Origin of the sequence: Streptomyces tibetensis, from assembly GCF_007655005.1 — a bacterium.
In the GTDB taxonomy this organism is placed as follows: domain Bacteria; phylum Actinomycetota; class Actinomycetes; order Streptomycetales; family Streptomycetaceae; genus Streptomyces; species Streptomyces tibetensis.
Window position 1 is genome coordinate 76,675 of the sequence record NZ_SZVW01000006.1, and the last position, 18,508, is coordinate 95,182.

At 71.5% G+C, this 18,508-nt stretch carries 14 protein-coding genes, 2 tRNA genes and 1 pseudogene; 11 read left to right on the forward strand and 6 right to left on the reverse strand.

Going from position 1 to position 18,508, the window contains the following annotated elements; genetic code table 11:
- Nucleotides 1-55 precede the first annotated feature (55 nt).
- The 6 genes from FDO69_RS11850 (at nt 56) to FDO69_RS11875 (ending at nt 6,408) form a co-directional block, all read left to right on the forward strand.
- Complete coding sequence (locus FDO69_RS11850; protein WP_104779740.1) at nt 56-1,240, forward strand: ROK family transcriptional regulator; 1,185 nt, start codon at nt 56-58, stop codon at nt 1,238-1,240.
- Nucleotides 1,241-1,684: 444 nt separating this feature from the next.
- Nucleotides 1,685-2,521: a hypothetical protein gene (locus tag FDO69_RS11855; RefSeq protein WP_104779741.1), complete on the forward strand. Its 837-nt coding sequence runs from the start codon at nt 1,685-1,687 to the stop codon at nt 2,519-2,521.
- A 144-nt stretch (nt 2,522-2,665) separates the two neighbouring features.
- On the forward strand, nt 2,666-3,445 hold the full coding sequence (locus FDO69_RS11860; RefSeq protein WP_104779742.1) for an HAD-IIA family hydrolase: 780 nt from the start codon (nt 2,666-2,668) through the stop codon (nt 3,443-3,445).
- 121 nt (nt 3,446-3,566) lie between these two features.
- Entirely contained in the window at nt 3,567-4,280 is a 714-nt protein-coding gene (locus tag FDO69_RS11865) for a hypothetical protein (RefSeq protein ID WP_104779743.1), read from the forward strand.
- 6 nt (nt 4,281-4,286) lie between these two features.
- The gene (locus FDO69_RS11870) at nt 4,287-4,964 is read left to right on the forward strand and encodes a class F sortase (protein ID WP_104779744.1); all 678 of its coding nucleotides are present in this window, start codon (nt 4,287-4,289) and stop codon (nt 4,962-4,964) included.
- 406 nt (nt 4,965-5,370) lie between these two features.
- Complete coding sequence (locus FDO69_RS11875; RefSeq protein ID WP_104779745.1) at nt 5,371-6,408, forward strand: glycoside hydrolase family 6 protein; 1,038 nt, start codon at nt 5,371-5,373, stop codon at nt 6,406-6,408.
- 84 nt (nt 6,409-6,492) lie between these two features.
- Here the strand turns inward: FDO69_RS11875 and glxA are convergent, their stop codons facing one another.
- The 4 genes from glxA to FDO69_RS11895 all read right to left on the reverse strand — a co-directional run bounded on the left by glxA (nt 6,493) and on the right by FDO69_RS11895 (nt 11,643).
- Complete coding sequence (gene glxA / locus FDO69_RS11880) at nt 6,493-8,433, reverse strand: radical copper oxidase GlxA (protein WP_104779746.1); 1,941 nt, start codon at nt 8,431-8,433, stop codon at nt 6,493-6,495.
- Entirely contained in the window at nt 8,430-10,430 is a 2,001-nt protein-coding gene (locus FDO69_RS11885) for a glycosyltransferase family 2 protein (RefSeq protein WP_104779747.1), read from the reverse strand. Before FDO69_RS11885 ends, glxA begins: the two co-directional genes overlap by 4 nt.
- Before the next feature lie 326 nt (nt 10,431-10,756).
- Entirely contained in the window at nt 10,757-11,470 is a 714-nt protein-coding gene (locus FDO69_RS11890; protein ID WP_104779748.1) for a FadR/GntR family transcriptional regulator, read from the reverse strand.
- A gap of 99 nt (nt 11,471-11,569) precedes the next feature.
- Nucleotides 11,570-11,643 (reverse strand) — tRNA-Lys (locus FDO69_RS11895).
- Between the two features lie 196 nt (nt 11,644-11,839).
- On the opposite strand from FDO69_RS11895, the gene FDO69_RS11900 reads away from it, so the two are divergent.
- From FDO69_RS11900 to FDO69_RS11920, 5 genes and pseudogenes are all read left to right on the forward strand, one after another.
- The gene (locus FDO69_RS11900; protein WP_104779749.1) at nt 11,840-13,153 is read left to right on the forward strand and encodes a peptidoglycan-binding protein; all 1,314 of its coding nucleotides are present in this window, start codon (nt 11,840-11,842) and stop codon (nt 13,151-13,153) included.
- Between the two features lie 120 nt (nt 13,154-13,273).
- Entirely contained in the window at nt 13,274-14,395 is a 1,122-nt protein-coding gene (locus FDO69_RS11905) for an SPFH domain-containing protein (RefSeq protein ID WP_104779750.1), read from the forward strand.
- A 101-nt stretch (nt 14,396-14,496) separates the two neighbouring features.
- Nucleotides 14,497-15,102 carry a lytic polysaccharide monooxygenase auxiliary activity family 9 protein gene (locus FDO69_RS11910; RefSeq protein WP_104779751.1) on the forward strand — a complete coding sequence of 202 codons (606 nt, stop codon included), beginning with the start codon at nt 14,497-14,499 and terminating at the stop codon, nt 15,100-15,102.
- A 106-nt stretch (nt 15,103-15,208) separates the two neighbouring features.
- On the forward strand, nt 15,209-15,673 hold the full coding sequence (locus FDO69_RS11915; RefSeq protein WP_104779752.1) for a DUF3592 domain-containing protein: 465 nt from the start codon (nt 15,209-15,211) through the stop codon (nt 15,671-15,673).
- A 40-nt stretch (nt 15,674-15,713) separates the two neighbouring features.
- Nucleotides 15,714-17,413 (forward strand): annotated as a pseudogene (locus FDO69_RS11920) (long-chain-fatty-acid--CoA ligase).
- On the opposite strand, the gene FDO69_RS11925 reads toward FDO69_RS11920, so the two are convergent.
- Nucleotides 17,379-17,452 (reverse strand) — tRNA-Lys (locus tag FDO69_RS11925). The pseudogene FDO69_RS11920 and the gene FDO69_RS11925 overlap by 35 nt on opposite strands.
- Nucleotides 17,453-17,665: 213 nt before the next feature.
- Nucleotides 17,666-18,424, reverse strand: coding sequence for an IclR family transcriptional regulator (locus FDO69_RS11930; protein ID WP_104779753.1), 759 nt, complete (start codon nt 18,422-18,424; stop codon nt 17,666-17,668).
- Nucleotides 18,425-18,508 lie beyond the last annotated feature (84 nt).

Consider the following 18,508-nt stretch of genomic DNA (forward strand, 5'->3'; position numbering starts at 1 on the left):
CGGGGACAATGGGGGCGTGGACAGGGCGGACGACCGTACGGGCGGAGTGGGCGGCATGCGCGGGGCGGGAGCTGCGGGAGCTGCGGGAGCAGCGGGAACAGCGGGAACTGCCCGTGCTGCCGGGGCGGGGGGCGGCGGGGTGAACCTGCTCTCCCTGCGCAGCCACAACGCCGCGCTGGTGCTCGACCTGCTGCGGACGGCCGGGGGCGAGGGCATCAGCCGCCTCGAACTCGCCGAGCGGACCGGGCTCACTCCGCAGGCCGTCAGCAAGATCACTGCCCGGCTGCGGGAGGACGGGCTCGCGGCGGAGGCCGGACGCCGGGCGTCGACCGGGGGCAAGCCGCGCACGGTGCTGCGGCTGGTGCCGGAGGCCGGGCACGCGGTCGGGGTCCATCTGGACCGGGACGAGCTGCGGGTCGTGCGCGTGGACCTGCTGGGGGCCGTGAGGGGGGAGCGGCGGGCCGCGCTGGATCTGGGGGCGGGGTCGGAGGCCGTACTGGCCGCGGTGCGGCAGGCGGTGGCGCGGGTGTTGCCGGTCCAGCGGGACGAGGTCCCCCGGCAGGGGCTCTCCGGGCTCGACCCGTCCCTGCTCGGGGTCGGTGTCGCCTTGCCCGGGCCGCTCGATCATGGCCGGGGCGTGCTGCACCGGGTGACCGGATTCCCCGAGTGGGACGGCTTCCCGCTGCGTGAGGCGCTGGCCGAGCGGCTGGGGGTGCCGGTCGTCGTCGACAAGGACACCAACGCGGCGGCGCTGGGTCTCGCCGCCGGTGGTGAGCGCGGCTCCTTCGCTTACCTGCACCTCGGCACGGGGCTGGGGGCCGGGCTGGTCATCGGCGGCAGCGTGCACCGGGGGGCCAGGACCGGGGCCGGGGAGTTCGGCCACCAGGTGATCCAGCTCGACGGCCCGCCCTGCACCTGCGGGGACCGGGGCTGCGTCGAGGCCCTGTGCCTCGGTGCCGTGGCGCGCGGCGATCTGGACCAGGCGGCGCGGGTGCTGGGGGCCGGCGCGGCGAACCTCGTCGGGCTGCTCGACATCGACGTCGTCCTGCTCGGCGGCCGTACGGTGGCGGCGGCGCCGGACGCCTTCGTGGGCGGGGTGGGCGCGGTGCTGGAGGCCCGGGCCCGGCGAACGGGCCAGGACGCCGTACCGGTACGCGTCACGGCCGGGGGAGACGGGGCAGTGGCGGTGGGGGCGGCTCAGCTGGTGCTGGGGCCGGTGTTCGGGCGGGGAGGAGGCTGAGACGGGGGGCGGGCGAGGCAGCTCCAGCCAGGCGCGGCGCCGGTTCCGGCAGCTCCGCGACGAGTGGAGACAGAGATACGGTCCTCGCGCGCAGGCCTTGCGGCTTCGCCGAGCCACTGGGCGCCGTCAGGCCCTGGAACGCCGCCAGGGGTGTCGGCCGTCAAGACCCTGGAACGCCGCCAGGGGTGTCCGTCGAGGCCTGCCGCCGTCAAGGCCCTGGAACGTCGCCAGGGGTGTCGGCCGTCGAGGCCCTGGAACGTCGCCAGGGGTGTCCGTCGAGGCCTGCCGCCGTCAAGGCCCTGGAACGTCGCCAGGGGTGTCGGCCGTCGAGGCCCTGGAACGCCGCCGGGGTGTCCGCCGACCGGGCGGATTCGCGCCGCCGTTCGGGGCCGGTTCGCGGCGGCGGCGTCTCGCGGGCCGCTCCGCTCGGAATGTCACATCATCATGCGACTCTGCACGCCCGCTCACTTCTGCCTGGCGGCGGCAGCGGCGGCTGCCGTCCTGCTGCCCGGTGCGCATCCCGCCCACGCGGACGCCCCGGCGCCCGCCTGTGCCGCGCCCGACGACCACACCTTCCCGCTCACCACCCGCCTCCACGGCGGCCCCGACTCCTACACGGCCGGTGGCGGGTTCGGGACCTTCTCCGTCGACCTGACCAACACGACCGACCGGACCTGCGCAGGCATTCACCCCGTCGTCGTGCTCGTCGACGGCAAACGGGCCCTGGAACCGTCCCAGCCCCGCCTCGAATTCTTCGAGGGGGCGCACGCCCACCCCGTGCGGTTCGAGAAGACCGGCGAGGACGAACTCGTCGGGGCGTTCGCCGACGAGCAGGACGGCTTCGCCGGGTTCACCGTCGGACCGGGGGAAACCGTCACCGTGAAGGTGCGGCTCACGCTCACCTCGGACGCGGTGCCCAACGAGGTCACGGCCAACGCCGCGGTGGTGCAGCGGCACGGCGACGACGGCGACTGGGTCGGGCAGTCGAACGACTACCGGTTCCGGATCGACGACAGCGAGTCAGGCACCGACACCGACGCGGACACGGACGCGGACACGGACGCGGACACGGACACGGACACGGACACGGGTACGGAGTCCCGCCCCGACTCCGAGGCCTCCGTCCCGCCCCGCGAGGACCGGTTCCCGTTCGCCGAGGAACTGGCCCGGACCGGCACCGGCACCCGGGTCGCCGCGGCCACCGCGGTCCTGCTGCTCGCCGGCGGCGCGGCACTGCTCGTCACACGCCGCCGCCGCGGAGATTCATCGGAAGGGCGTTAGCGCCGGAAGATACATCGGAAGGGCCCTGGCGCCGCGGCGGGCCGTCCCGCCAGTCGGGACGCAGTACGCGGACCGTTCCGCAAGATCCCGCCACTGTCTAGGCTGGGTCGCACGCTGGACCGCGTACGGCAGGAGATCCCGCACATGGCAGACCGCAAGCCCATCGAATCGTGGCTCACCGACATGGACGGTGTGCTCATCCACGAGGGCGTCCCGATCCCCGGCGCCGACGCCTTCCTGAAGAAGCTCCGCGAGTCCGGGAAGCCCTTCCTGGTCCTCACCAACAACTCGATGTACACCCCGCGCGACCTGCACGCCCGGCTGCGCCGCATGGGCCTCGAAGTGCCGATCGAGTCCATCTGGACCTCGGCCCTGGCCACCGCACAGTTCCTGGACGACCAGCGGCCGGGTGGGTCGGCGTACGTCATCGGCGAGGCCGGGCTGACCACCGCGCTGCACGACATCGGCTACATCCTGACCGACCACGAGCCGGACTACGTGGTCCTCGGCGAGACCCGCACCTACTCCTTCGAGGCCATGACGAAGGCGGTCCGGCTGATCCTCGGCGGCGCGCGGTTCATCGCCACCAACCCCGACGAGACCGGCCCCTCCACCGAGGGCCCGCTGCCCGCGACCGGTGCCGTGGCCGCGCTGATCACCCAGGCGACCGGCAGGAAGCCGTACTTCGCGGGCAAGCCGAACCCGCTGATGATGCGGACCGGGCTGAACGCCATCGGGGCGCACTCCGAGACCAGCGCGATGATCGGCGACCGGATGGACACCGACGTCCTGGCCGGCATCGAGGCCGGGATGCGGACGTTCCTGGTGCTCACCGGCCTGACCCGGCCCGAGCAGGTCGAGGACTTCCCCTACCGGCCCTCCCAGGTCGTGGACTCGATCGCGGACCTCGTCGACCGGGTCTGAACCCCGGGCCCGGCGGGGGCTGGGCTCAAACCCTCGGTCACCCGTACGGAGCAGCCGCCGCGTCCCTGAGGATGCGGCGGCCCACCGGGCGGGGGAGGCTCCAGGCATCTGGAGGTTCACGATGGGTTCCCTGAGAGTCACTGTCTGTACGAGTGTCCTGGTCGTCGTCGCCCTCGCACCGGCGGCCCACGCGGTGGACGCGGGGAGCGTCTCGGTGACCCCGGCGCGCCCCGCCCCCGGCAGTGACATCACGCTCCGCGTGACCGGCTGCGCCCAGCGAACGGCCGTGGCCGCCTCGTCGGCGTTCGTCGCGGACGCGCGGCTCACCGTCGTCGGCGCCGACGAGCTCGTCGGCGACAGTCGCGTCCGCTCCACACTCAAGGCGGGTTCGTACGCCGTGCGGGTCACCTGCGGTACCACGCGGCGGACCGGCACGTTCACCGTCCAGGGCGGCGAGGCGGGGCATGGGACGGGACAGTCCGGGGCCCCGCGGGCTGCCGTGCCAGGGGCCCCGCCGGCCGCCGAGCCCGGGGCCGGTGGCCGGCCACCCGCCCCCGGCAGGGGCGGACAGCCACCCGTGCCCGGCAAGGGTGGGCAGCCGTCCGCGCCCGGCGTCGGCGAGGAGGCGTTCCCCTCCCACCGGCCCGGCGCGCCCGCCTCGCCCGTCGCCCCCGTCCAGGCGGGTGGCGGCGGTGCCGCCGATCACCTCGCCGCCGAGGAGCGCGGCGCCGGTCCCGGTGCGGCGCAGGGGGTGACCGGACTCCTGCTCGCGGGGGCGGCCGCGGCGGTGGTCGTCGCGCTGCGCGGGGTCCGCCGGGGCCGCGGAACGGACTGACCGACCATGCGCGATCACGATCACGTTCAGAGACGCTTCTCGGGCACCGGCCGCCTGCTGACCGGCATGGCCTGGGTCGTGCTGCTGCTCGGGCTGTGGCTGTGGGGCCGTGAGGTCACCGAGATGCGGCACGGCATCTCGGCGCCCACCACGGGTGACATGGCGGCGGCCGGACGGCCCCCGGACATCAAGCTGCCGCCGGAGCACCGCCCGCTGGGCGACGCGCTGCCGCAGCGTGTCGACATCCCCGGGCTCGGCGTCCAGGCCCCCGTCCTGGCACGTGGTCTCGACGCACGCGGGGCCCCCGACCCGCCGCCGTACGACCAGCCCGGCGTGGTCGGCTGGTACGCCGGCGGGGTCGCGCCCGGGGCGCCCGGTACCGCGCTGATGGTCGGTCATGTCGACACCGAGTCCCGGCCCGCGGTCTTCTACAAGGTCAGTGCCATGCGGCCGGGCCAGACGATCCGGGTGGTCCGGGCCGACGCGAAGATCGCCGAGTTCACCGTCGAGTCCGTCCAGGTCCTCACCCGCGACCACTTCGACGCCCACCAGGCCTACGGGCCCCACGAGTCGGGCCGGGCCGAACTGCGGCTGGTCACCTGCGGCGGCAGCTTCGACCGTACGACCCGCAGCTACACGGCGAACGTGGTCGTCTCGGCGTACCTGACGGGAACCGGCCCCTAGATGTATCGACCTGGTGCCCCCGCGTGACCGGCCCGGTGCGGCCACCCGAGCCGGTCGTAGAGCCCCCGCGTGACCGACCCGGTGCGGCCACCCGAGCCGGTCGACGAGCCGCTCCCCCTGAAGCCGCCGACCGGGCCGGTCCTCGACCGCGCGCACGGGCTGCGGGAGTGACCCGGCGAGCCGCGGGGAGACCACGAGGGGCCACGGTGGGTGAATCTCCGGCCGAAGGCCGGGCACGTGCTGTGAAGGTCTCAGAACCAAGGGGCCACCCCGGCCCAGAGGTTGGATGACACCGAGTCCCGATACGGTGGCGCTGCGTCATCGCACCGGCGGGGTTCGTCTCGTGGGCGTCGCGGGACGTATGTCAGGATTGAGACTTGGAACGGTGCACCCAAGGGGGAGTTGGATGTACGGCAGCAGGGGGGCCGGGGCGTTCGCAGGGAGGCGGATGTCCGCAGTGGTGCTGGGGGCGGCACTGCTGGTGACGGGGTGTTCCTCCTCCGACGGAGGAGACGGAACGGACGAGCGTGGCGACGCGGGCGCCGGGATCACCCAACAGCCCAAGGAAAAGGCCCCCTTCTGGGTCAACCCGGACGGGACGGCGGCCCGGCAGGTCGCCGCCCTGGAGAAGTCCGGCAAGAAGCAGGACGCCGAGCAGATCCGCAAGATCGCCGAGCAGCCGGTCGCCGAGTGGGTCGTCCCGGACGACCCCGAGAAGCAGGTCCGGGGTTTCACCGAGGCCGCCGACAAGGCCGGCCGTACGGCGCTGCTCGTCCTCTACAACGTCCCGCACCGCGACTGCGGCCAGTACTCGCAGGGCGGCGCCGCCGACGGCAACGCCTACCGCGACTGGATCGACGGCGTCGCCGCGGGCATCGGTGACCGGCCCGCCACGGTCGTCCTCGAGCCGGACGCCCTGCTGCACCTGGTCGACGGCTGCACCCCGGAGCAGTTCCACGAGGAGCGCTACGACCTCCTCAAGGGCGCCGTCGCCAAGCTGACGTCGCTGAAGAACACGAAGGTCTACCTGGACGCGGGCAACGCCGGCTGGCAGGACCCCGACCAGATCTTCGAGTCCCTGAACCGCGCGGGCATCGCCCAGGCCGACGGCTTCTCGGTCAACGTCTCCAACTTCTACTCCACCGAGGACTCCATCGCCTACGGCAAGAAGCTCTCCGCCAAGGTCGGCGGCAAGCACTTCGTCATCGACACCAGCCGCAACGGCAAGGGCCCTTACAACGACGGCAAGCCCGACGAGCGCTGGTGCAACCCGCCGGGCCGCTCCCTGGGCGAGACCCCGACGACGAAGACGGACGACCCGCTGGTCGACGCGTACCTGTGGGTGAAGCGGCCCGGCGAGTCGGACGGCGAGTGCAAGGGCGGCCCGAAGGCGGGCCAGTGGTGGGCGGACTACGCGCTGAAGCTGGCGAAGGCCACCGCCTGACCCGGCCGGCCCGGGCGGCTGACGCACCGGCCCATACGAAAGGGGGCGCTCTCCTCGCGGAGAGCGCCCCCTTGCCGTCGATTCTCAGGGCACCTTGACCCACTGCGCCTTGCTCGGCGTGCCGTCCGCGTCCGTCACGAACAGCATGTACCAGCCCGCCTGGACCAGGTTCCGGTTCTCCGGCACGGTCACCGTCAGCTTGTTCCCGGACGCCTTGAAGTCCAGGGCGATCGACCGCTGGTCGATGTCCGTGACGTGCGTGGCGGCGCTCGGCCGGATCAGCCGGACCTTCTTGACCTTCGCCGCGTCCGACGAGGTGAACGTCCCCGTGGAGCCGCGCTCGATGGTCTGCGGACCGCCCGACAGCGAGGGCCGGTCCGCGTCGCCGTACAGGTAGGGCGGGGTGTAGATCTCGATGCGCTGCTCGAACTCGCCCGGCTTGGTGTTGGCCGCGTCGGCGTACAGCGAGTCGGAGCCGAAGACCATCACGCGCCCGTCGGGCAGCAGGATCGACCCGGAGTGGTAGTTGCGGCCCACGAGCGGGTCGGCGACGCGCCTGAGCTCGTTCTTCTCCGTGTCGTAGAGCCGCGCCTCGAAGATGTTGGAGTCGCCGCGGCCGCGGTAGTCCTCCGAGCCGCCGGAGATCAGCACGCTGTCGTCGGGCAGCACCGAGACGTTCGGGTAGCGGGTGCCCTTGTCCAGGGACGGGCCGTCCACGAACCGCGGGTCGGCCTTCTTCAGGTCGACGATCCGGGTCTTCTCGCTGGACTTCTCGGACTCGCCGACACCGCCGCCGCCGACCACCATGTACTTCTCGTCCTGCGCCGGCGGCAGCAGCACCGTGCCGGACGTCTCCATCAGGGTGGGGTCGCTCAGACCGGGGATCTTCGAGAACTTGTTGGTGTCGACGTCCCAGACGCCCGGCTCACGGCCCACGTTGTCCGGCCCGTAGCCCGCGTTGGACCCCGAGTAGAAGACCTTGCCGTTCTGCAGGAGGAACAGCGCCGGGTAGGTCGGGAACTGCCGGACCTTGCCGGTGTAGGCCCATTTCTTCGTCTTCGGGTCGAAGACCTCGTTCTTGCCCGGGACCAGCTGGCCGATGTCGTCGAGCCCGGAGACGCTGAGGACCTTCCCGTCGCTCAGGGTGGTGAGCGTCGGGTACCAGCGGGCCTCCTTCATCGGGTCGACCTTGATGTACTTCTCGGCCACCGGGTCGAACTCGAAGGCGTCCCGGATCCCTTGGAAGTCCTTCTTGTCCAGGGCGAGCTTCTGCGCGATGCCGTAGGTGTTCTTGGCGTCGGAACCCTTCAGGCCGTGCACGCGGTAGTTGTCCTGCGTACCCGTCTCGTACTTCTTGCCCCGCTTCTGCGCCTCGACGTAGATCCGGCCGAGGCCGGGGTCGTTGCGCAGGAACCTGCCGGTCGCCTTGTCGAAGACCTTCTTGGCGCGCGGCACGAGCACCGGGTCCTTGGAGACGAAGGTCTTGCCGTTCTTCTTGCCGGTGAACGTGGTGCCCGCGGGCAGGGTGATCGGCGCGTCCGGGTTCTCGTTGTGGACGATCATCAGGCCGCCGGCCTTGGTGACGTCACCCTGGAGCTTCTCGTAGCGCTTGGTGCCGCCCGCGATCAGCAGATTGCCGTTGGCGAGCTGGGTGTGGCCGGTGCAGAACAGGTCGGCCGGCGTGGGCACCTTCTTGATGGTGCCCTTGACCGGGTCCCAGATCCGGGTGTCGAACTTCTTCGCGTCGAAGTTGTCCTGGTTGTTGCCCGACCCCGCGACGAGCAGCACCTTGCCGGTGCGCAGCAGCGCCGCGTGGATGGTGTTCTGCCGGTACTCCTCGGGGAAATCGACTATCTCCCACTTGCCGTTGGCGGCCTTGTACTCCGGCTTGTCGATTGTGTACTGGTGGTATTTCTCGGTGCTGAAGCGGTAGAGCCACGGCCCGTTCATCCCGGCCAGCGCGAGTACCACCGCCGTGCCGATCGCGAGTCGACGAGCCCGGCGGCGGCCTGCACGGTCGTTCATTCCTTACGTCCCCCAAGTCCACCAAGGGCGATCTGCATGGTCTGGTCGGATCCCCCGACCTCCCCGTGTGCGCCCGGGGTGGCGGCCCACGAGGGCTTGTGCTGCGGGGTGTGCCCCGACGGCTGCTGCGGGATGGGCCCCGGCTGCGTCCGGTGCGGCCCCGCAGAGTCCTGCGGCTGTTCCGCGGCAGGGGCGGCGGGCTTCTTCGCGTCCTGCCGCAGCTGCCAGCGCCAGGCGAACACCGGCGAAGCGGTGATCAGCAGCGCGAAGGTCGCCCAGATGATCATCGCGGGGTGGGAGTGCCCGAAGACGAAGCCGGCCGTGATCGACCCGCCGAAGATCGCGACGAAGTACCAGTGGTAGCGGAACGTGCCGAACCAGCGGTCGGGGCTGGCCGAGTCGCCCTTGGGCGTCACCACGAACTTGCTCTTGCGCCGCAGCACGGCGTCGATCAGCGCCTTCGCGTACAGCGGCGCCGACAGCGCGGACATCACCATGCCGGCCACACCGCCGGAGCCCTCCGGCTCGTGCGGCGAGACGTTGTGCCGGCGGTTCCAGACGTACAGCCCGATCTGCAGGGCCGAGGCGTTGCCGTAGAGCATCAGCCACACAGCCGGGTCGATGTTCACACCCGAGGCGCCCAGGCCCAGGAACAGGCAGCAACTCAGCGCCGCCAGGATCCAGTTGAGGGCCGACATCGGGTAGAAGATGATCATCATCGTGTAGTTGAAGAGCTTGCTCGGCGGCAGCGAGTACCAGCCCTTCCAGTACTGCCCGATGATCGTCTCGTACGTCCCTCGCGACCAGCGCATCTGCTGGGTGAAGAAGTCAGTCCAGGCGCTCGGGCCCTCACCGACCGCGAGCACGTCCGGGGTGTACACCGAGCGCCACTTGCGGCCCGTGGCCGGGTTCTTGTGGCGGTGCATCTCGAAGCCGGTCGCCATGTCCTCGGTGATCGAGTCGTACAGGCCGCCGATCTGCTTCAGGGCCCTGATGCGCACCGCGTTGGACGTGCCGACGAACATCGGGGAGCCGTAGCGGTTGCCGGCGCGCTGGATCAGCGCGTGGAAGAGGAACTGCTGCGACTCGGCGGCCTTGGTGATGGGGTTGTCGTAGTTGCCGTAGACCTGCGGGCCGATGACGAAGCCGACGTCCGGGTCGCGGAAGAAGCCGAGCATCCGCTCCAGGTAGTTGGGCAGCGGCACGTGGTCGGTGTCGACCGAGGCGAAGAAGTCGTAGTCGTCGCCGTGCGCCTCGAGCCAGGCGTTGTAGTTGCCGTGCTTGGTCTTGGCGCGGTGCGGGCCCTTGGCCTGGTTCCACTTCGCGACGCCCTTGCGGGAGAAGTGGTGCACACCGAGGCGCTCGCAGACCGCCTTCACGTCGGGGTCGTCACCCTCGTCGAGCAGCCACACGTGCATCAGTCCGCGGTGGCGGATCCTGACGGCCGCCTCCAGGGTCTTCGTCACCATCTCCAGCGGCTCCTTGCCGGGCACGAAGGAGGTGAGGAAGGCCACTCTCGTGCCGGTCTCGGGCACCACCGGGATCGGATCGCGAGCCACCAGCGTGGCGTGCGCGTTCGACAGCACGTTCATGCAGCGGAAGAACTCGATCAGACCGATCGAGACGAGCATGACCATGTCGAGCGCGGGCAGCCAGTCGAAGGCGGGGTAATCGCGCTCGGTCCAGTGCTCGGGCTGGAGCAGCCAGAACAGCAGCACCAGGGACAGCACCGGGGCCGCGGCCAGCATCAGGGCGACGCGGATGCGGTGCGGCTCCTGCGAGATGAGCGAGCGGTACTGCACCTTGTACGGCTTGTTCGGATCCGGTTGGGTGAGGGGACCGGCGAGCCGGCTGTAGTGCTCGTAGTCGTATCTCGGCAGCGTTTTCTTGATTCGCCGGAACGTCCCCGTGGTGCTCATCCGGTGCGCCGGCACTCTGAGCCGGGTGGTCTGGGACGGGTCGTTTTCCTGCCGGGCACCCGTGGGCCTCGACGTCATGAGTCATCCCCCCACACGCGGAAAGCCGCGTGTTTCGTAGCTTCGTACCGCCTGCTGCTGGTCCCCCTCGACCTTCACAGACGTATCAGTGGTGGGTCGCAGTCACCACGTCATCCACACCCTATAGACACGGCAACGCGACCTTCCGGTTGCATGATGCCCCCCACGGCATCGGTTCATGAACGGGGCCCCTATCCCCGCCCAGCCCGCAACCGGCTCCGAATCCCCCCCAACTGCCGCGAAATCGCAGCCTCCTGAAAAACCAGAAAACCAAGGTTCTACGGCGCTCATCATGATCGCAAGCTGCGAAACACGGTGGTTACCGGTCATACACGTTCATTGTGGCGGGCGTGGGGGTCCTGTGGAGGTGTTGTCGAAAGGCGGGCGCGGATGTTGCCGAAGTGCTCTCTTATGGCCTCCTCCGCCCGCATCGAGTCGCCGGACCGCACCGCGTCGAGGATCTCCCGGTGCTGCCGGCAGGTCACCTTCGGGTCCTGCGGCTCGCCCCCCAGGTCCGTGCGGACCCGGTGGAAGGCGTCCCAGAACGCCTCCAGGACCTCGCACAGCAGCACGTTGTCCAGCCCCCGGTAGAGGGTGGCGTGAAAGGCCCGGTCGGTCTCGGCAAGGCCGGCTCCGCGCGCGGCCTGCTCATCCATACGGTCGACGAGCGCGTCCAGTTCAAGGAGATCCGCTTCCGGCATCCGCCCGGCGAGGCGGGACACGAGCCCCGTCTCCACCGCCTCCCTCAGCTCCAGCAGCTGGAGCAGGGAGTCCTCGCCCCGGTAGTGCCCGGCGACCGTGCGGAAGGCGAGACCCTCGATCATCGGGGCCAGGGACATCGGGCCGACGTAGGTGCCGAAGCCGTGCCGGATCTCCACGATGCCCATCGCCTGGAGCGCCTTCAGGGCCTCCCGCACCGAGTTCCGGCTCGCACCGAGGTGCTCCATCAGCTCGGGCTCGGTCGGCAGCGGGGCCCCGGAGGCCAGCCGGCGGTCGATGATGAGTTTCTTGATCCGCTCCTGAAGGTCACGCGCTGCCATGGCCAGAGGGTATCCGGCCAGGCCCGGACGGGGACCCTCGAAAGGACATACCGGGGCATACAAAAGGCCCCTCGCTTCCGCGAGAGGCCTTTCGGTCGGTGCGCCGCCAGGGACTCGAACCCCGGACCCGCTGATTAAGAGTCAGCTGCTCTAACCAACTGAGCTAGCGGCGCCTGCTGACGTCATAACCCTACAGGACGTCGAGAGGTGCTCCTGACCACGGCCCGGGGGCGGGGGCCCCGGCAAGGCGGCCGCGTACATCATTCGGACCGTCAGCAGGCGCGTACGGAAGACAGTTGCGAGACTGGCCACGCGCGCCCTCCGGTGCCCGGGCGCCGCATTTTCCGCCGGAAGTGTGAGGGGAATCGCATGGAGTCGCCGGTATTCGAGGAAATCGACCCCGCGAGCGACTGCGACTGCCCGGGCTGCGTCCACTGGCGCCGCGCTCTCCCGTATTCCTGGACCGGCCGGGCCGGAGCCCACCCGGCGGCGCACCGGGCTCTCGCCCTGGCCGCCGTGGCCTCCGCCGCCCTCGGCGCGGGCCACACCGTACCGGCCGCAGCGGTGTCGCACGCCCCGCACCGCCCGGGCATTCCCGCAGGTGACGAGCCCGACACCCCTCAGGGTGTCACGTCCCCGCTGCACGGTTCGCCAGGCCGTCAGACGGAGTCCTCCGTCGCCCCCGAGGTCACCGCCATCACTCGCTCGGAGATCATCAAAAGGGCCAGGACCTGGGTCACCGCGAAGGTGCCGTACAGCATGAGCGCCTACTGGTCCGACGGTTACCGGCAGGACTGCTCCGGCTATGTATCAATGGCCTGGCGGCTGCCCCGAAACGAATGGACGGGCAGCCTCGCGGCATACGGGGAGAAGATTTCCAAGGAGGAACTCCAGCCGGGCGACATTCTGCTGTTCCACAATGCGTCCGACCCCGAGAAAGGCTCGCATGTCACCATTTTCGGCGGCTGGACGGACAGCACCCACACCTCCTACACCGCGTACGAGCAGACCCCCCCGCACACCCGTCGGCAGTCCACCCCGTACGCCTATCGAACCAACTCCGACCGGTACGTGCCCTACCGCTACAAGGGCGTCACCGCGCAGGAGCCGGTCCCCGGGAAGGACGGCGGCCAGGCGGGCGCCCCGGCCGCCACGCCGTACCCGGGAGCGGTGTACTTCGGCCCCGGCGCGAACAACGAGTACGTCACGCAGCTCGGCCGCATGCTCGTCGCACGCGGGGCCGGCGGCGCGTACGCGTCGGGCCCGGGGCCGCGCTGGACCGATGCCGACCGGCGGGCGACCCGGGCGTTCCAGCTGGCCCAGGGCTGGACCGGTACGGAAGCCGAGGGGCTGCCCGATCCGCGCACCTGGGAGCTGCTGGTCACGGCCCAGGGCGAGGATGTGAAAGACGGGGCGGTCGGCCCGCCGCCCGCCTCCCACGGGGTCCCCGGCTACCCGGGGCGGGCGATGTTCCGCCCCGGAGCGAACAACACCTACGTCACCCGGCTGGGTGAGCAGCTCGTACGGAAGGGGTTCGGCAGGTTCTACCGGATCGGACCGGGGCCGGTCTGGGGCGAGGCGGACCGGCGCGGTGTCGAGGCCTTCCAGCGCACCCAGGGCTGGCGGGGCGGCGCGGCCGACGGCTACCCGGGCCCGGAAACCTGGCGGCGCCTCTTCTCATAGGACGGACCCCATGGTCCCCAGGCCCCCCGCGGGTGGGCCCCGAATCCCGGTCGGGCCCGCGAGGGTCCCGCATCCGGGACCACCGTTGTGACGCATCTGGCGCGGAGGCTGGAGGCACGCATGAGTACGACCACTTCCCACACGTCCGAGTTCGACGGGCCGGCCGACGGACCGGCCCGGCCCGCCCGGCTCATCCAGAACGAGGCCACCACCGAGATCCCCGTCCACCTGCTGTTCCGCGACGATCCCGACCCCGCGCCGGTGCCGGTGAAGCCGGCGGTCGTCGGCCGCAGGCAGGGCACGGGGGAGCAGCCGCGGCTCAGGCGCCCGGCGGACGCCCCGAAGCGCCCGGTGCCGGAGGTCGAACCCGACCTGGTGGAGCGGCCCGCACGGGTGCTGCCCGGCACGGCGGGCGTCCTGGCCGGGGCCTGTGGTGCGGCCGGGTGCGTGGCCACCTCCTGGTGGGCCGGGGTGCTGCCGCCGCTCGCGCTGGAGGCGCTGCGGCTGCCCGCGTACGCCGGGACCGGGCTCGGCCCCGCGCAGTGGGCCGCGTACGCCGGGGCCGGGGCGCTCGGACTGTTCGGGCTCGGCGGGCTGGCCCGGGGCCGCACCGGGCGCGCCTGGGTGCTGGACCTGTTCGGCCGCTACCGGGGGACCGTCCGGCGCTCCGGCCTGCTGTGGGTCAACCCGCTGTTGCTGCGCCGCCGGGTGGACGTACGGCTGCGGCACTGGCGCAGCGAGCCCGTGCCCGCGGCCGACGGGGGCGGGGCCGCCCTGCGGGTGGTCGTGCTGGTGGTGTGGCGGGTGCGTGACACCGCCCGGGCCATGCTGGGCGTCGAGGACCACGAGACGTATCTGCGCGAGTGCGTCGAGGCGGCGCTGGCCCGGGTGCCGGTGGAGATGCCGGGCGGGCCGCGGGGCGCGTCGGACGCGGCGGCCGAGGCGCTGACCCGGCTGGTGGCGGCGGACACGGCCCCGGTCGGCCTGGAGGTGTTCTCCGTGCAGCCGGTGCGCGTGGAGTACGCCCCCGAGATCGCCGCGGCGATGCACCGCCGCCGGATCGCGCAGCTGGATGCCCGGCACCGGGCGAGCGTGCTCACCTCGGTCGTCGACTCGGTGGAGGACACGGTGACCCGGCTGACCATGCGGGGGCTGGTCGAACTCGACGACTACGAGCGGAAGGTGCTGGTGAAGGACCTGACGGTGGCGTTCTGCGCCGGCCGGGGAGAAGCAGCTCCGTGACTGGTATGGACATGTTCAACCCACGCCCATAATCTCGAACTTGGTCTAGACCTACATGCACGGCTCACTGAACATCCCCCACGTTCTCCAGGAGCGGCAGCATGCGTACCAGGACCAAGTTGTCCGCAGTCGCGGTGGGACTGGCCACGACCGGAGCTCTCGTGCTCTCCTCCGGCGGTGCCAGCGGCCACGGCTACACCGACCTCCCCATCAGCCGGCAGAAGCTCTGCCAGAACGGCACCGTGACCAACTGCGGATCCATCCAGTGGGAGCCGCAGAGTGTCGAGGGCCCGAAGGGCTTCCCGGCCTCCGGCCCCGCCGACGGGCAGATCTGCAACGCCGGCCTCGGCCAGTTCGGCCAGCTCAGCGCACCGCGGACCCCGTCCGGCGGCGCCTGGCCCGCCACCAAGGTGACGGGCGGCCAGAACTACACGTTCCGCTGGCAGTTCACGGCCATGCACGCCACGACCGACTTCACGTACTACGTCACCAAGCCGGGCTGGAACCAGAACCACAACCTGGCCCGGTCCGACCTCAACCTCACCCCGTTCCTCACGGTGCCGTACAACGGGCAGCGCCCGCCGTCCACGCTCTCCCACAGCGGCAGGCTGCCGACCGGGCTCAGCGGCCGGCACGTCATCGTCGCCGTGTGGACGATCGCCGACACGGCCAACGCGTTCTACGCCTGCTCGGACGTGACCTTCTGAGCCCTTCCGAACCTCTGAGCTTCTCTTGAGTCACGGCTGCGGCCGGTGTGGGTAAGTTCCTGCCACACCGGCCGCTCGAAGGCCGCCCAGGGCCTCGGGGGAGCTCATGGAGATCTTGTTCTACATCGTGCCCACGCTCATGATCGCGGTCGCTTCCTGTGCCGTGGTCGTGGTGATCCGGCGCTCCGTGCGGGTCAGCCGCGCCTGGAACAGCGGACTGACCGCCGAGGCCCGCTGTCTGCGGACGTACACCACGACGAGTGGGGGTGGCGACACCTCGGTGCGCACCACTCTGCACCACGTGTACGAGTTCACCACGTACGACGGCCGCGGCGTCCGCTTCGAGGAGCACGGCGGGCCGGGGACGACCCTCGAGGGCGACATCGTCACCGTGCACTACCCGGCGGACCGCCCGGAGCACGCCACGGCCAGGCCCCCGGCGCGGGGGAAGCTCGCCGCGGGCACGGGATGTCTGCTCGCCTTCCTCGGCACGTTCATCCTCTTCGCCATCGGCTTCATGGTGGTGACGTACGCGATGTTCTCCGCAGTGGGCGACTTCCTGCAGCCGTAGCGCTCCACATCTGACGCCATGTCAACTACCGTGCGCGTCCATGGACTCCAGGGCGAGCACGGTCGCGGAACTCATCGCCGCCCGGTGGGGCGACCACCGCCCCGGTCTGCGCTGCGAGGACCGGACCCTGACGCACCACGAGGTGGCGGCGGGCGCCGCGGCCCGGGCGGCACTCCTCGCGGACCTCCTGCCGCCGGCCGCCGAACCCCACCTCGGGGTGCTGCTCGACAACACCCCCGAGTTCCCGCTGTGGCTGGGTGCCGCGGCCCTGGCGGGGGCGGCCGTCGCCGGGGTCAACCCCACCCGGCGGGGCGCCGAACTCGCCCGCGACATCCTCCACACCGAGTGCCGCGTCCTGATCACCGAGCGGGCCCACCTGCCGCTGCTCGCAGGCCTGGACCTGCCGGGAGTCCGCCTGCTGGTGACGGACACCCCGGAGTACGCCGAGCTCCTCACCCCGTACGCGGACGCCCGCCCGGACCCCCGCAGGGCCACCCCGGGTGACCGTTTCCTGCTCTACTTCACCTCCGGCTCGACCGGCGCCCCCAAGGCCGCGCTCTGCTCCCAGGGCCGCCTGGCAGCCGCCGGCCGGTCCCTGGCGGACCAGTTCTCCCTGTCCCCGGACGACGTCCACTACGTCTGCATGCCCCTGTTCCACGGCAACGCGGTGATCGCCGACTGGGCACCCGCGCTGGTGACCGGCGCGGCGGTGGCGCTGCGCCGCCGCTTCTCGGCGTCCGGGTTCCTGCCGGACGTACGCCGGTACGGGGCGACGTACTTCACGTACGTAGGCCGGGCGATCCAGTACGTGCTGGCCACCGGGCCGCGCCCGGACGACCGCGACAACTCCCTGCGCCTGGGCTTCGGCACGGAGGCAGGGGCGGTGGACGCGGCCGCCTTCGAGCGGCGGTTCGGGGTGCGGCTGGTGGAGGGCTACGGCTCGTCGGAGGGCGGGGCGGCGATCGCCTGGACACCGGGGACACCGCCGGGCGCGGTGGGGCGGGCGGCACCCGGGCTCGTCGTCCTCGACCGGGAGACCCGTGCGGAGTGCGAGGCGGCCGTCTTCGACGGGGCGGGGCGGCTGCTCAACGGGGACGAGGCGATCGGCGAACTCGTCAACCAGGGGCCCAGCCCCTTCGAGGGGTACTGGCGCAACCCTCCGGCGGAGGCGGAACGCCGCAAGTGGGCGTCCCCCCGCTCGAGCGAAGCCGAGAGTGGGGGAGGCTGGTACTGGACGGGCGACCTCTTCTACCGAGACACCGACGGCTACCTCTACTTCGCGGGGCGCACCGACGACCGCCTCCGCGTGGACGGGGAGAACCTGGCCGCGGCGGTGATCGAGAACATCCTCGCGCGGTACGAGGGGGCGGAGGCGGTCTGTGTGTACGCCGTGCCGGACCCGGTGACCGGGGACCAGGTGATGGCCACGATCGCCGGTTCGTTCGATCCGGAGGGCTTCGCGACGTTCCTCGCCGCTCAGCCCGACCTCGGGACGAAGATGGCGCCCCGGTTCGTACGGGTGGTGGAGCGGATGCCGGTGACGGCGACGAACAAGATCCGCCGGGCGGAGCTGCGCAAGGAGGGTGTGCGGTGCGCCGGCCCGGTGTGGTGGCGGCCGCCCGGGGAGCGGGCGTACCGCCGGCTGACCGACGGGGACCGAAGACGCGTTGAGGGGCCCTCGCTCCCACGAGAGGCCCCTCATCCGTGCGCCGCCAGGGACTCGAACCCCGGACCCGCTGATTAAGAGTCAGCTGCTCTAACCAACTGAGCTAGCGGCGCATGACTCCCGCCTGCCACCGGAATCGTGTTCCGCGGCGGGCGACGGGGAAAATACTACCCAATGCCGGGGGGTGCTCCGGACCACCCGGCCTCCGGACCGCCCGGCCTTCGGACCGCCCGGCCTTCGGACCGCCCGGCCTCCTCGCCACCCGGCCTCCTGACCACCCGGCACGGGGCAGGCGCCCCGTGCCGACATGATCCGGACGAGTGGCCTCAGATCGCCATGGAGAGCAGCACCGGTGCCGCGTGGCGGTTGAGGGTGTCAGCGGCCTGGCGCAGACGGTGGGCGTGCTCGATCGGGAGGGACAGGGCCAGGCAGCCGACGGAGGAGCCGGCCGTGATCGGGACGGCCGCGCAGACCGTGCCGATCGCGTACTCCTGGAGGTCCAGGACGGGCACGGTGGGCGGTTGCGCCTCCAGGCGGGAGAGCAGGAGCCGGTCGCTGGTGATGGTGCGCGAGGTGAGGCGGGCCATCTTGTGCCGGGCGAGGTGGTCGCGGCGGCCGGCGTGGTCGAGCTGGGTGAGCAGGCTCTTGCCGATGGCGGTGGCGTGGGCCGAGGAGCGGAAGTCGACCCACTCGTTGACCGCGGGCGCCGACGGGCTGTCGGCGTACTGGGTGATGCTGATCTCGCCGTCGACGTACCGGCTCATGTAGACGGCGGCGCCGACCGAGTCCCGCAGCCGGTCCAGGGTGCGCTGGAGCTTGTCGCGCAGGGCCTGCTCGCGGTGGTGGGCGGAGCCGAGGCGGGCCAGGGTCTCGCCCGTGACGTACGAGCCGTCGGTGATCTGCTCGACGTAGCCCTCGCGGCGCAGCATGCGCAGGAGCGCGGTCAGCCGCTGCGGTGCGATACCGGTGTGCAGCGCTATCTCGGTGTCGGTGACACCGCTGGTACCGCGCGCCACCGTCTCCAGGACGCGCAGGGCTTCCTGGGCCGAGTGGTACGGGGTGGTCGGCTCGTGCTTCAGCGCCACGGTGGTCTCCCCCTGCGCTTGCTGTAGGGCCGTAATCCGGTCAGTGAACCTTTTCCAGGTTAACCGGCAATGGGCTTGCGGGGA